The sequence below is a fragment of the Bacillus sp. ES1-5 genome (assembly GCF_022487605.1).
Taxonomy (GTDB): domain Bacteria; phylum Bacillota; class Bacilli; order Bacillales; family Bacillaceae_G; genus Bacillus_A; species Bacillus_A wiedmannii.
In genome coordinates, this window is the sequence record NZ_JAKVPU010000013.1 from 51,730 (window position 1) to 64,829 (window position 13,100).

13 protein-coding genes and 1 riboswitch are annotated in these 13,100 nt (G+C 35.4%); of the genes, 5 read left to right on the forward strand and 8 right to left on the reverse strand.

From position 1 onward, the window contains the following. Positions 1-34: 34 nt before the first annotated feature. A complete protein-coding gene (pnuC, locus tag MKO96_RS27110; RefSeq protein ID WP_240589218.1) occupies positions 35-685 on the reverse strand; it encodes a nicotinamide riboside transporter PnuC in 651 nt (216 codons plus the stop codon). A 187-nt stretch (positions 686-872) separates the two neighbouring features. Here pnuC and proC point away from each other — a divergent pair, with 187 nt between their 5' ends. The 4 genes from proC (at position 873) to MKO96_RS27130 (ending at position 6,569) form a co-directional block, all read left to right on the forward strand. Then, a complete protein-coding gene (proC, locus tag MKO96_RS27115) occupies positions 873-1,676 on the forward strand; it encodes a pyrroline-5-carboxylate reductase (RefSeq protein WP_240589219.1) in 804 nt (267 codons plus the stop codon). A 1-nt stretch (position 1,677) separates the two neighbouring features. Beyond that, positions 1,678-2,511, forward strand: a complete 834-nt coding sequence (locus MKO96_RS27120; protein ID WP_240589220.1) for an aldo/keto reductase — start codon at positions 1,678-1,680, stop codon at positions 2,509-2,511. A gap of 153 nt (positions 2,512-2,664) precedes the next feature. Beyond that, positions 2,665-2,769, forward strand: a riboswitch (SAM riboswitch). Positions 2,770-2,901: 132 nt separating this feature from the next. Beyond that, positions 2,902-4,542, forward strand: coding sequence for a peptide ABC transporter substrate-binding protein (locus MKO96_RS27125; protein WP_240589221.1), 1,641 nt, complete (start codon positions 2,902-2,904; stop codon positions 4,540-4,542). A gap of 386 nt (positions 4,543-4,928) precedes the next feature. Beyond that, positions 4,929-6,569 carry a peptide ABC transporter substrate-binding protein gene (locus tag MKO96_RS27130; RefSeq protein WP_240589222.1) on the forward strand — a complete coding sequence of 547 codons (1,641 nt, stop codon included), beginning with the start codon at positions 4,929-4,931 and terminating at the stop codon, positions 6,567-6,569. A gap of 40 nt (positions 6,570-6,609) precedes the next feature. Here the strand turns inward: MKO96_RS27130 and MKO96_RS27135 are convergent, their stop codons facing one another. The 3 genes from MKO96_RS27135 to MKO96_RS27145 are packed head-to-tail and all read right to left on the reverse strand — an operon-like array spanning position 6,610 to position 8,063. Beyond that, positions 6,610-6,957, reverse strand: coding sequence for an ABC-2 transporter permease (locus MKO96_RS27135; RefSeq protein ID WP_240589223.1), 348 nt, complete (start codon positions 6,955-6,957; stop codon positions 6,610-6,612). Then, complete coding sequence (locus MKO96_RS27140) at positions 6,954-7,145, reverse strand: hypothetical protein (protein ID WP_240589224.1); 192 nt, start codon at positions 7,143-7,145, stop codon at positions 6,954-6,956. Before MKO96_RS27140 ends, MKO96_RS27135 begins: the two co-directional genes overlap by 4 nt. 18 nt (positions 7,146-7,163) lie before the next feature. Then, a complete protein-coding gene (locus tag MKO96_RS27145; RefSeq protein WP_240589225.1) occupies positions 7,164-8,063 on the reverse strand; it encodes a helix-turn-helix transcriptional regulator in 900 nt (299 codons plus the stop codon). 172 nt (positions 8,064-8,235) lie between these two features. Here MKO96_RS27145 and MKO96_RS27150 point away from each other — a divergent pair, with 172 nt between their 5' ends. Then, positions 8,236-8,703: a YusW family protein gene (locus MKO96_RS27150; protein ID WP_240589226.1), complete on the forward strand. Its 468-nt coding sequence runs from the start codon at positions 8,236-8,238 to the stop codon at positions 8,701-8,703. A 16-nt stretch (positions 8,704-8,719) separates the two neighbouring features. Here the strand turns inward: MKO96_RS27150 and MKO96_RS27155 are convergent, their stop codons facing one another. The 4 genes from MKO96_RS27155 to MKO96_RS27170 are packed head-to-tail and all read right to left on the reverse strand — an operon-like array spanning position 8,720 to position 13,085. Further along, positions 8,720-10,330, reverse strand: coding sequence for a peptide ABC transporter substrate-binding protein (locus tag MKO96_RS27155; protein ID WP_240589227.1), 1,611 nt, complete (start codon positions 10,328-10,330; stop codon positions 8,720-8,722). 13 nt (positions 10,331-10,343) lie between these two features. Then, complete coding sequence (locus tag MKO96_RS27160) at positions 10,344-11,117, reverse strand: ABC transporter ATP-binding protein (protein WP_240589228.1); 774 nt, start codon at positions 11,115-11,117, stop codon at positions 10,344-10,346. Continuing rightward, positions 11,114-12,124, reverse strand: a complete 1,011-nt coding sequence (locus MKO96_RS27165; RefSeq protein ID WP_240589229.1) for an ABC transporter ATP-binding protein — start codon at positions 12,122-12,124, stop codon at positions 11,114-11,116. The genes MKO96_RS27160 and MKO96_RS27165 overlap by 4 nt, the downstream gene beginning before the upstream one ends. After that, the gene (locus tag MKO96_RS27170; RefSeq protein ID WP_240589230.1) at positions 12,081-13,085 is read right to left on the reverse strand and encodes an ABC transporter permease; all 1,005 of its coding nucleotides are present in this window, start codon (positions 13,083-13,085) and stop codon (positions 12,081-12,083) included. The genes MKO96_RS27165 and MKO96_RS27170 overlap by 44 nt, the downstream gene beginning before the upstream one ends. Between the last annotated feature and the right edge of the window lie 15 nt (positions 13,086-13,100).

The following is a 13,100-nucleotide window of genomic DNA, read 5'->3' on the forward strand; positions in this document are numbered from 1 at the left end:
TATGCTTCAGGGGTTTTTCTCTTTCAATTGTTTTCTAAATATAATTATTTACATGCCCCTGTCTTTTATAGTTGCTCTTCCACTCTAGTAAACCAGCTACACATATAAAGAGATTAATAATAGCTAATATTAGCATGACGTATAAACCTGTAGAAATATAAATCACAATGCTAACCAAGTTATACAAAATCCATAAATACCAGTTTTCTAAAATTTTTCGACTTAGCATAAATTGAGCTACTAATCCTAGTACAGCATTTAAAGCGTCTAAATATGGACTCGTTGATTCTAAATAACGGATTTGATAATAGCCCCAACCAATCCAAGCAACTAACATAAAGATTATATACAGAGTCCACCCTTTTACACCTAAACGAACTGTTGCTTTTACTTCTTCCTCCCCACTACGTGCAATCCAATAATACCAACCATATACATTAAATATAAATTGAAAGGCTGCCAATACCGCCATTGCATATAAACCTTGCGTAATGAAAATATACAGAAATATCGCAACTGTAATCATGCCAAACAAAAAGTTAGATACCCTTTCCCTCGCTAATAACCAAACATTAATAATCCCCATAACCGATGCGAAAATTTCAATATAACTCGATTGAATATAAAATCCCACCAATACGCAAATAATACTAGAAATGAATAAAAAAAGTGGACTTCTGACCATGATCATCTCTCCCCAGATGTATAATAAATTCCTTATCACCAGTATAAGGAATAGCTCTTCCCTTTACCATGAATTTCCTCCTTCTCATTATCCATTCCATCTACGATAAGTCTTTTCTTTTTACAAAATTCTCTTAAAAATGGTATCGTTTTTTATAACATATCTTCACTAGAAAGGAATAAAGGATATGCTAACTAAACATCGAATTCTATTTATTGGTGCTGGTCGTATGGCAGAAGCTATATTTTCCGGATTACTTAAAACAAGCAAAGAATACATCGAAGAAATTATCGTTTCTAACCGCAGCAACGTAGAAAAGCTAGAACAATTACGAGCGCGATATAATGTGTCTACTGCAACAGATTGGAAGCAGCATGTTACATCTGTTGATACGATTGTTTTAGCAATGCCACCTTCTGTACATGAAGAATTATTAGCAGAATTATCTCCGTTACTATCGAATCAACTTGTCGTAACGGTAGCCGCTGGCATTGGCCCATCTTATTTAGAAGAAAGACTTCCCGGGGGAACACCTGTTGCTTGGATTATGCCAAACACAGCTGCTGAAATTGGAAAGTCTATCTCCTTATATACAATGGGACGATCAGTAAACGAGATGCATCAAGAAACCCTGCAACTGCTTTTAAGAGGCATTGGTACTTCGCAACTTTGCACTGAAGAGGAAGTTCATCAGCTTACTGCAGTTACTGGAAGTGCACCAGCTTTCCTTTATTACTTTGCTGAAAGCTTAATTGAAGCAACAAAAAGTTATGGAGTCGATGAAGCAACCGCAAAACACCTTGTTATTCAAATGATTTCCGGCTCTGCTTCTATGCTTGAACAAACGCAAGATCCAACTAACCTCCGCGAGCAAGTAACCACACCCGGTGGTTCCACAGCTGAGGGTCTCAAAGCTTTATATGAGTATAATTTTTCAGAAGCAATTCAAAAAGCAGTAGAAGCAACAGACAAAAAAGCTAGGGGGAAATAATATGAATTTAACAAGTTTAAAAGATTATACAACATTACATAACGATGTAAAAATGCCTTGGTTCGGTTTAGGTGTTTTTAAAGTAGAAGATGGTTCAGAAGTAATTGAATCTGTAAAAGCAGCAATTAAAAATGGCTACCGCAGCATCGATACTGCAGCAATTTATCAAAATGAAGAAGGCGTTGGACAAGCGATCCGTGAATCAGGTGTTTCACGTGAAGAATTATTTATCACATCAAAAGTATGGAATAGCGATCAAGGATATGAAACAACACTTCAAGCATTTGAAACTACATTAGAGAAATTAGGTCTAGAATATTTAGATTTATATTTAGTACATTGGCCTGTAAAAGGGAAATATACTGAATCATGGAAAGCGTTAGAAAAGCTTTATAAAGACGGTCGTGTTCGTGCTATCGGTGTGAGTAATTTCCACATTCACCACTTACAAGACGTATTTGACATTGCTGAAATTAAGCCAATGGTCAACCAAGTGGAATACCACCCACGTTTAGCACAAGAAGAGCTACACACTTTCTGTAAAGAACATAACATCCAACTTGAAGCTTGGTCACCATTAATGCAAGGCCAACTACTAGACAACCCAACATTACAAGACATTGCAACAAAATATAATAAATCAACTGCACAAATTATTTTACGCTGGGATCTACAGAACGAAGTTGTAACAATCCCTAAATCTATTAAAGAACATCGCATTATTGAAAATGCAAATATCTTCGATTTTGAATTAAGTGCTGATGACATGAAAGCAATTCAAGCTCTAAATGAAGATCGTCGCGTTGGTCCAGATCCAGATAACTTTAACTTCTAGTAAAAAAACCACTGCCATATGCAGTGGTTTTTCCCGTTAAAGAAAACTGAAAATTTAAACTATACACCATTCGGTTGACACTTCATTATACAAGGTGTAAGATTTTGAATTATCAAAGAAACACAAAAATTAATAAAATTTATTCGTTTACTCATTGTATCAAGAGAGGTGGAGGGACTGGCCCTTTGAAACCTCGGCAACAGGTTCATTTTGAATACTGTGCCACTTCCTGCAAGCATTGTGCTTGAAAGATAGAATGAGGGACTTCGTTTATATACGGGTGCATAACTTGTACGTAAAAATCCCTCTTTCTCAATATGAAAAGAGGGATTTTTTATTTTTCATTTCCCTCATCATCATCCAAACTTAATTATTTAGGAGGAAAATCAAATGAAAAAGAAGTTTGTACCCGGTATTGCATCAGTTGTAGGAGTAAGTATTTTATTAACTGGTTGTGGTAGTTATAAAAACGAAGCAAGCGGAGCAAATGCAAAAGACGAGGCACCTAGTAAACAAGTTTTAAACTTATCTTCACCTACTGAAATACGAACAATGGATACAGCTCGTGCTACAGATACTGATTCTGGTCAAGTAATGAGAAACGTATTTGAAGGTTTGTATAATCTTGGTGAAGGTAACAAACCTGTCCCTGGCGTTGCAAAATCTCATGAAGTAAGTGGCGATAAAACGAAATACACATTCCATTTACGAGATTCAAAATGGTCAAACGGCACTCCTGTCACAGCGAAAGATTTTGTCTTTGCTTGGCAAAGAGCTGTCGATCCAGCAACAGCCTCTGAATATGCATTTCTATTCTTTGATATTAAAAACGCAACAAAAATTAACAATAAAGAACTTCCAGCCGACCAACTTGGTGTAAAAGCAGTTGATGACCATACGTTTGAGGTAGAATTAGAGCGTCCTGTTCCATATTTTATTAGTTTAACAGCGTTCCCAACATTTTTACCAATTAACGAGGAATTCTTTAAAGCACAAGGTGATAAGTACGCTTTAGAAGATAATACAATCTTGTACAATGGAGCTTTTACACTAAGCGATTGGAAGCACGAACAAAGCTTTAAATTCAAGAAAAACCCTACCTATTGGGATAAAGATACTGTCAAACTAGAAGAAATCAATTTTAACGTCGTAAAAGAAAAATCTACAGAAGTAAATTTATTCGAGTCAAAACAATTAGATCGTATCAAACTAACATCTGACTTCGTTGATAAATATAAAAAGGATGCTAACTTTAAAGAACGGCCAAATGTAGGGGTACAGTTTCTACGTATGAATCAACAAAACAAAGTACTTCAAAACGTTTCTGCACGCCAAGCAATCGATCAAACAATTGATCGAAAATCCTTTGTAAATACGTTATTAAATGACGGCTCTACACCAACCTCTAGTCTCGTACCGAAAAACTTTGCAAAAGGACCTGACGGAACAGACTTCCGTGCTGCAAACGGCGATTTAACAAAGGTTGATACAAAATCTGCTCAAGAATTATGGAAAAAGGCAAAACAAGAACTTGGGTCTGAAAAAATAACGTTAGAACTATTAACAAGTGACGGTGACCTTGAAAAGAAAACTGGTGAATTCTTAAAAGGACAACTCGAAAAGAATTTAGATGGCTTAACAGTAAATATAAAGCCGCAACCACGTAAACAACAAGTTTCACTTTTATTAAAAGGTGACTATGAAATTGGAATTGACGGCTGGAGCCCTGACTTTGCGGATCCAATTACATTCCTTGAGCTATTTACAACGAATAACCCTTACAACTTAGATCATTACTCTAATAAGGAGTTTGATGAAACAATAGCAAAAGTGAAAACCACTTTAGCCGGTGATGAAAAAGCTCGCTGGGAAGCATTACTAACATCCGAGAAAATATTATTTAAAGACTCTGTTATCGCTCCTCTTTACCAAAAAGGCGAATCTTATTTAGAACGTTCTTATGTGAAAGGGATTGTGCAAGTAGACTTTGCAGGTCAATTAAACTTCAAATGGGCACAAATTGAAAAATAAAAGGCAACCTGAATTGAAGTTTTGCTCCCCATACCAATTATTTTATTGGAAAAATGTATTAAAAGCGGATTTCTCAATGAGAGAAAATCCGCTTTTTCAATATAGTATTTTTAAAAAATAATACTCCAACTTTTATTATTGACATATAGTTCTTTCCAGTGTTAATATTCTAAATAATCAAAGAAACGAAATATTTAACCATCAAAATATAATGTCTACTACGTTGAAACATATAACGACAGATTATAGTTCAACATGTATATACATATAGAACACCTGATTACCTACATGCACATATTATAATAGGTTTTCTCTTCTTCTATAGATACACTTCAAAACATGGACATTAAGACGTTACGAACAACACATTTAGGGAGGAACGAACAATGAAGAAAAAAGTTGTACCTGTTGTTGCATCTGTTTTAGGGGCAAGTCTATTACTAACTGCTTGCGGGGGAAATAAAGATAACGCAAGCGGAGCGAAAGCAAATGATAAAGCACCTGATAAACAGGCAATTAACTTATCATTCGCTTCAGAAATTCCAACAATGGATGTTGCAAAAGCAACGGATGGGGAATCCATGAACGTAATGCGCAATGTTTTTGAAGGTTTATATGCAATGGGAGAAGATAATAAACCGATTCCTGGTGTTGCTGAGTCGGTTGACGTTAGTCCCGATAAAACAAAATATACATTCCACCTGCGCGATTCAAAATGGTCAAATGGTACTCCTGTTACAGCAAAGGACTTTGTCTTTGCTTGGCAACGTGCCGTAAATCCTGATACAGCAGCTGAATATGCATTCTTATTCTTCGATATACAGAATGCGAAACAAATAAGCCAGAAACAATTGCCAATTGATCAACTAGGGGTCAAAGCTCTTGATGATAAAACGTTAGAAGTACAACTAGACCGTCCTGTTCCCTACTTCTTAAGCTTAACGACATTCTCAACATTCTTACCAATTAATGAAGATTACTTAAAATCTCAGGGCGATAAATATGGTTTAGAAACAAATCATTTAATTTACAACGGTGCTTTCACATTAGATAACTGGAAACACGAGCAAAGCTTCCAATTGAAGAAGAACCCTAACTATTGGGATGCTAAAACTGTAAAATTAGAAGAAATCAACTTCAATGTCGTTAAAGATAAGTCTACAGAAGTTAACTTATATGATTCAGGACAAATCGATCGTGTTGCTTTAACTGCAGAGTTTGTTGATAAATATAAGGGTGATCCAAACTTCAAGGACCGCGCTGAAGTTGGTATTCAATTCTTACGACTCAATCAAAAAAATGAAACATTAAAAAATCAACATGCACGCCTTGCTATTAACGGAGCAATGAATAAAAAAGCATACGTAGAAACAATTTTAAATAATGGTGCTGTTCCAGCTGAAGGAATGGTTCCTGCAAAATTCGCGAAAAGCCCAGAAGGCACTGACTTCCGTAAAGAAAATGGAAACCTAGTCAAAGATGATGTGAAAACAGCAAAAGAAAACTGGAAAAAGGCGAAACAAGAACTTGGTACTGATAAAGTAACAATCGAACTATTAACAAGTGATAATGCTTTAGCTAAAAAGACTGGTGAATATTTAAAAGGTGAACTAGAAAAAAATCTAGATGGATTAACAGTGACGTTAAAACCACAACCACGTAAACAACAGTTAAAACTACTATTAAGTGGTGACTATGAAATCGGTATTGATGGCTGGGGCCCTGACTTCGCTGATCCAATTACATTCTTAGATTTATTTACAACAGATAGTGCTTATAACTTCGATAAATACTCTAACAAAGAGTACGATGAACTAATCCATAAAGTGAAAACAGATTTAGCTGGCGATGAAAAGGCGCGCTTTGAAGCAATGAAGCAAGCTGAAAAAATCTTATTACAAGACGGTGCTGTCGCTCCTTTATACCAACAAGGTCGCTCTTACTTACAACGCTCTTTCATTAAAGGACTTGTAACAACTGACTTCGGTGGGGAATTTAACTACAAGTGGACAGAAGTTGCGAAATAATAAAGTAAAAATGTATCCCAAGAAGGATACATTTTTTACTTTATACTTCTTTAACGACAGGATTTCTTTCCTTTACCATTCCTTTTATAACTACAGTGACCCCTGCTACTAATTGTGTAACTAGTATAATAAGCAATAATGAAATAATATTATTCTCTAAATTAGTTCCACCAAATATTATTGTATAATAGCCATTCGCTGCATATGTTGCGGGAAATAATTTGCCGATTGTTTGATATGTTTTAGAAAGCATCTCATGTGGTACGATTACACCCGAACTCACAAGTTGTAGCGATAGTGAAATGATATTAAAAATCATACCTGCATTTCCGAAAACAGTTATGAACATTTGTGTTAATGAAAGAAAGGCGAAGAAGACTATTGTCAATAATCCTCTTCCCCTTCTTGTTGCATTGAACTAAAACTCATTATAAATGTAATCATAAACATCAAATATGTTCTCCACGTCAAAGAAGGTATATGCCCCGACCAAAGATAGCTAATTAAATAGTTAATTCCCATAATACAAGACGATATTACTAAACTAATACTTATTAGTTTTACATATTTGAGCATGTCTTTTCTCCTTATTTTTTACTTTTCTATCTCTTCAAATTGCAGATTTACCGGCTCTTCTAGAAGTGTTTCATAAAAATTTTCAGCCAAATCTGTTGAAGGAATTTTTTCATCCACTTCATCAAATCGAATACTATCTAGCCAGACACAACCTTCTCCCGATAATAAAACACCAAATGCAATACCAAGCGCTTCTTCTTTTATATCTAATACAACCGAGTACGATTGCCAGTTATTCGTATTTTTAATGGGGCGATTTTGCATGTTATCCATAGCGAGCGGTTCTGTATCTTTTCCGTCTACTCGCATCCACAATCCTGCCCAATCTCTTACGTTTTCACTCTTAATGAATGCTGTTAAACGTAATCTTTTACCTACATATTTATCTGCTCGGAACATTTGCATTAATGTCGCAAACCCTCCGTGCGTAACATTCTCTTTTGCTTTTATATATGCAGCTACTTTTCCTTGATGGGCAACTTCATAATCTAAACCCATCTCATATTCAGCAGGATGACTTCCACTTAAGATCCATCCTTTCGGTATACCTTTTTGCATTGAAACACCCTCTCTTTCTATATAAAATGACTGGAAGTACTTTCGATATTTCTTTGGTGGTAATTGAAACATTCTTTTAAAAGCTCTAGTAAATGCCTCTTGTGAGGAAAAACCGTATTGCACTGCAATATCAATAACAGTTCTCTCAGTTGACACTAAAACTTGCGCAGCATAAGTTAACCTTCTCTTTCGAATATAATCCGTTACACTCATCCCAACATAACTTTGAAAAATACGATGAAAATGGTACATCGATACGGCACTGTGAGATGCCACTTTTTCTGTTGTAAGCTCCTCATCTAAATGATCCTCTATATATTTAATCGCTTTTTTTATCATCTCTTTATATTCTTCATGCATTTTAGTACCTCCTCACAACTTCAATTTACCATATACATACAAATTGTTTTTGATTTAAATTGCGGATTAGCCCATGTGGCTACAGGATAATAATTTATTTTCAGCACATACATAATTACATGATTTTGGGAAAAACTTGTATAGAACGAATTTACATAAGGAGGAATTTATAATGAGAATTTTACTATCAGTTTTATTAGCTCTTATGCTAGTACCTGCATTAACAGGATGTAAAGCTCCTGCAAAAGAAGACACAACTTCTAATAAAAAGACTACAGAAGAGGCAAAAAATGAAGCTCCTGCTGATTTAAAATTAAACTTCAATGAATTTGATTTAAAAGCAGACTACCAAGATACAAAGAAAGACTACGAAGCAGACTATAAAAATGTAGTAGCTGATAAGAAAATGGAAGCAAAAATTGAAGATCATAAAGCAGATGTAAAATTAACAGGAGACGAGGCTATCACAAAATTAAGCCCTCTTCTACAAGAATTAAAATTTGATAAAGATACTCCTGATCAAGAAGTAATCGATCAAGTAGTGAACGTGTTCAAACTTGATAAAGACTACCAAAAATTTGATTTAGAAGTTGTCTTCTCTGATGGAACGAAAAAAGAATATAAAAGAGAAATAAAATAAAGAAGTAGGCGGTTGCCTACTTCTTTATTTTTGCATATCTTAAATCTGGTTTAGATCCAACATAATATTGAAGTCCAGATACTGATTCTTTTTGTAAATAAGAATCAGAAGGGAATATAACCGGAATTAATGGTGAATCTGTAAACATAATATCTTCTGCTTTATGCAATAAGTCAAAGCGCTTATCTTCATCTTGTTCAACTTCCGCTTCTTTTACTAAAGCATCAAATTCTTTATTATGCCATTTTGCATAGTTATTCGGACCATCACCTGCATATAAATCTAGTTTAGTAATTGGATCTAATAAAGAGCCGCCCCATCCCATATAAGCTAATTGGAAATCACTTTGCTTGTATGTGTCGATGTAACTCTTCCACTCTTTATTTTCTAATTTAATATCTACACCAAGATTTTTCTTAAACATTTCTTGCAACGCTTCTGCTACTTTTTTATGTTGTGTATCTGTAGTGAATTTTAATGTTACTTCAGGTAATGTAGACCAGCCTTGTTCTTTCATACCTTCTTCTAATAATTTTTTCGCTTCTGCTGGATCAAATTTAACGTAACCACCTTTTTCTTTACGGAAATCACGGCCACTTTGTGTTTTTGCTCCTTCTGGAACGAATGCATTTGCTTCTTGTGCATTATTCTTATACAGTTTTTCGACGATGAACTTACGATCAACTGCTAATGAGAATGCTTTACGCACTTTCGCATTTGTGAATGGCTCTTTTTCTACGTTAAACGAATAAATATAAGATGAGAATCCTGCAACACGCTTATATTCTTTATTTCCTTTTTCTTTCTCAATCATTTCTTGTGGTAAACCACTTAGTAAATCTAATTCTTTTGATTTATATAATTGGTACGCTGTTTTAGAATCTGGAATAATACGAAACTCAATTTCTTTTAATGTTACTTTTTTATCATAGTATTCTTTATTTTTTTGTACTGTAATAGCCTGATTATGCTTCCATTCTTTTAACGTGAATGGTCCGTTCGTAATTAACTCTTTTGGATCTGTTTTTAACTTATTATTATCATCAATTGATTTTTTAGATAATGGAATGAATAATGAGCTTGCTAATTTTTGTTTAATAGAAGACACCGGGTGCTCAAGTGTTACCTTTAATGTTTGAGGATCAACAACTTGAATACCAACCTGTCCCTCTTCACCTTTTCCTGTATTGTATGCCTCTGCCCCTTTAATAAAATACATTTCTGTCGCATTCATAGAACCCGTTTTCGGATTTAATAATCGCTTCCATGCAAATTCAAAATCATTTGCTGTAATAGCAGAACCATCTGACCATTTAATATCTTTCTTTAAATGAATTGTATATTCTGTTCCATCAGCATTTACTTCTTCTTTCTCTGCTAATTCATTTTGATATTTCCCATCACTATCTTGCGTATATAAACTTGAGAATAAATGTCCAATTACATAACCTGACGTGCTATCTGTTGCAATAGCGGAATCAAGTGTATATGGATCGCTACCAATATTCGTTACTAATCGATTTCCTTCTTCCTTACCAGCACTTGCCTTTTGCGTCTCTTTCTTACCGCAAGCGACAGAAGTAATTGCTAATATGGTCATAATGACAAACAGTAAAAACTTCTTCATCTTACATTCCCCTTTACCTTGAAATTTTTGGTGTTGATGCTAATAATGTTTTTGTATAAGAATGTTGTGGATTACGAAATACTTCGTCCGTATTTCCAAATTCAACAAGTTCTCCTTTATATAAGACAGCCACTTTTTCACATAAATAGTGAACCATCGGTAAATCGTGCGCGATAAATAAATATGTATAACCTTGTTCTTTTTGAATCTTTTGCAGCAGATGTACAATTTGAATTTGCAATGAAACATCTAATGCTGAAATTGGTTCATCAAGAATCAATACTTCTGGCTCACATAATAAGGCTCTTGCAATAGCGATACGTTGACGTTGCCCTCCACTAAATTCATGCGGGTAACGATCAATATATCGTCTATCTAATCCAACACGCTCTAGCGCATCACCTGCGACTTTATCTTTCAACCTCTTATCACCTAAACCGAATGAAATATAGCCTTCTGTTACAATATCGCGTACTTTCCAGCGCGGATTTAATGCAGCTGTTGAATCTTGAAAAATGAACTGTACTTTCTGTAAGAAATCACGCTTATGAGCTGCCTTCAACTTATGGACAACTTGACCGTTATAATCAATTTCACCAGACGTTGGTTTCTCAATCCCAGCTATGAGCTTACCAAGTGTTGTCTTTCCTGAACCACTTTCTCCAATAATGCCAAGCGTTGTTCCTTTCGGAATAGAAAGTGTTATATCTTTTAACGCTGCGATTTCTTTATCTTTACTTCCATATGTTTTCCTTACTTGCTTTACAGTAATTAAATCTGTCGTCATGAGGCGTTCACCTTCTCTTTTGATTTCGCTTGGTTATGCTCGAGAACATGTTGCCAGCAATGTGAACTATGCTCCTCAGAATATGTTGTTCTCTCTGGGAAGCGATGAATGCATTCCTTGATCGCTACTGGGCAACGATTCACAAAAGGACAACCAAAGCTATTTAATGTTTCAATAGAGGGTGTCGTTCCTTCTATTGCACGTAATATTTTTTCGGAATCATCCATATTCGGAATTGCTTGTAATAAGCTTTTCGTATATGGATGTTTAGGAGAACCTATTACTTCCTGTATCGTTCCTTTTTCAACGACACGCCCCCCGTACATAACAACTACTCGGTCAGCTACTTCACGTACAAGTGCCAAATCATGTGTAATTAATAAAATACTCGTATTTTGTTTTTCTTTCCGCTCTTTTAATAATCCCATAATTTGCTTTTGAATCGTTACATCTAACGCTGTTGTTGGCTCGTCTGCAATAACAAGCCTTGGATGACAAGCAAACGCAATTGCTAAACAAATACGCTGCCTCATGCCTCCGCTTAATTGATGTGGGTACTGTTCAAAGCGTTTCTCTGCTTCATGTATCCCTAAATCATTTAATAAGTTAATTGCAATTTCTTTTGCTTCTTTTTTCGATTTTTTCTCATGTTGCAAAATTACTTCTGTAATTTGTCTTCCTACTTTCATCGTTGGGTTTAAAGATGAAAGTGGATCTTGAAAGATAAAGGAAATATCTTTCCCGCGAATTTGATTCCATTCTGATTCTTGTAAATTCGTTAACCCTTGAGATTGGAAAGAGATACTTCCATCATCGATACGAATAGACTCTTGATTTAGTCCGATAATAGATTGTGCTGTAACGCTTTTTCCTGAACCACTTTCTCCTACGAGTGCAACTATTTCACCTTCGTTAATAGAAAAGGAAACATGCTTCACAATCGCTTGCTTACTAGTCTCTTTTTCAACGGCTAACGTTACGTTTTCTAAAGATAAGATTTGTGCCATGTTTTTTCTCCTTTCGATTCCGTTTCACGATTTTTGGATCAATTGCATCTTGCAAACCATCACCAATCGCATTAAATGCGAACATGATAAGTGCAATCATGATTGCCGGGAAGAATAATTGCCACCACTCTCCGCTCAATAATGTCCCAAGTGCATCATTCGTCATCGTCCCCCAGCTCGCTGCTGGTGATTGTACTCCGAGTCCGATAAAGCTTAAAAATGATTCTGAGAAAATAGCTGCTGGAATTGTAAATGATAAATTTACGATAATAATGCCTGTTAAATTCGGAATGATGTGTCCGTATATAATCCTCATATGTGATGTACCTAATCGCTCTGCTGCAATAACAAATTCTCTTTGCTTCAAGGATAATACTTGTGCCCTAACGAGACGTGCCATGCCAATCCACCCTGTTAATGCAAGGGCAATAATAATTGTAAAAAGCCCCGGTTTCATAACGATTAGTAATAAAATAACAATTAATAAATATGGAATACCGTATAACACTTCAATCCCTCGTACAATCCACTCATCAATTAACGTTCCAAGACGACTACGCCCTCTCACATATCCACTAAAGCCACCGATTAGTACACCTATTCCTATATCAAGAGCCGCTGCTACCAATCCAACCGTCAGTGAAATTTTTCCACCAGCCCATGTACGTGCCCATATGTCTCTACCTAAATCATCTGTTCCAAACCAATGCTCACTACTAGGCGGTAAGTTTGTTGCCTCTTTTACTTGCTCACTCGCAGTAAATGGCGTTAAACTTTCACCAATAAGAGAGAATACAATAATTAGTAATAACGTCACTAATCCTAAAACTGCGATTGGATTCGATATAAACTTACGAATCACTTCCTTTTTTCGGCTGATTGTTTGCTGCTCTTTATTTATCGTTAATTCTTTTTTCTCTTCATTCGTCAATAACTGTTTATTAATTTCATAAGCTCCCATTTAAATATCCCCCCT

Bases quoted from the DNA above. Each gene is read 5' to 3' on its own strand.
- pnuC (WP_240589218.1), bottom strand. From the start codon at position 685: ATGGTCAGAAGTCCACTTTTTTTATTCATTTCTAGTATTATTTGCGTA.
- proC (WP_240589219.1), top strand. From the start codon at position 873: ATGCTAACTAAACATCGAATTCTATTTATTGGTGCTGGTCGTATGGCA.
- MKO96_RS27120 (WP_240589220.1), top strand. From the start codon at position 1,678: ATGAATTTAACAAGTTTAAAAGATTATACAACATTACATAACGATGTA.
- MKO96_RS27125 (WP_240589221.1), top strand. From the start codon at position 2,902: ATGAAAAAGAAGTTTGTACCCGGTATTGCATCAGTTGTAGGAGTAAGT.
- MKO96_RS27130 (WP_240589222.1), top strand. From the start codon at position 4,929: ATGAAGAAAAAAGTTGTACCTGTTGTTGCATCTGTTTTAGGGGCAAGT.
- MKO96_RS27140 (WP_240589224.1), bottom strand. From the start codon at position 7,145: ATGCTCAAATATGTAAAACTAATAAGTATTAGTTTAGTAATATCGTCT.
- MKO96_RS27145 (WP_240589225.1), bottom strand. From the start codon at position 8,063: ATGCATGAAGAATATAAAGAGATGATAAAAAAAGCGATTAAATATATA.
- MKO96_RS27150 (WP_240589226.1), top strand. From the start codon at position 8,236: ATGAGAATTTTACTATCAGTTTTATTAGCTCTTATGCTAGTACCTGCA.
- MKO96_RS27155 (WP_240589227.1), bottom strand. From the start codon at position 10,330: ATGAAGAAGTTTTTACTGTTTGTCATTATGACCATATTAGCAATTACT.
- MKO96_RS27160 (WP_240589228.1), bottom strand. From the start codon at position 11,117: ATGACGACAGATTTAATTACTGTAAAGCAAGTAAGGAAAACATATGGA.
- MKO96_RS27165 (WP_240589229.1), bottom strand. From the start codon at position 12,124: ATGGCACAAATCTTATCTTTAGAAAACGTAACGTTAGCCGTTGAAAAA.
- MKO96_RS27170 (WP_240589230.1), bottom strand. From the start codon at position 13,085: ATGGGAGCTTATGAAATTAATAAACAGTTATTGACGAATGAAGAGAAA.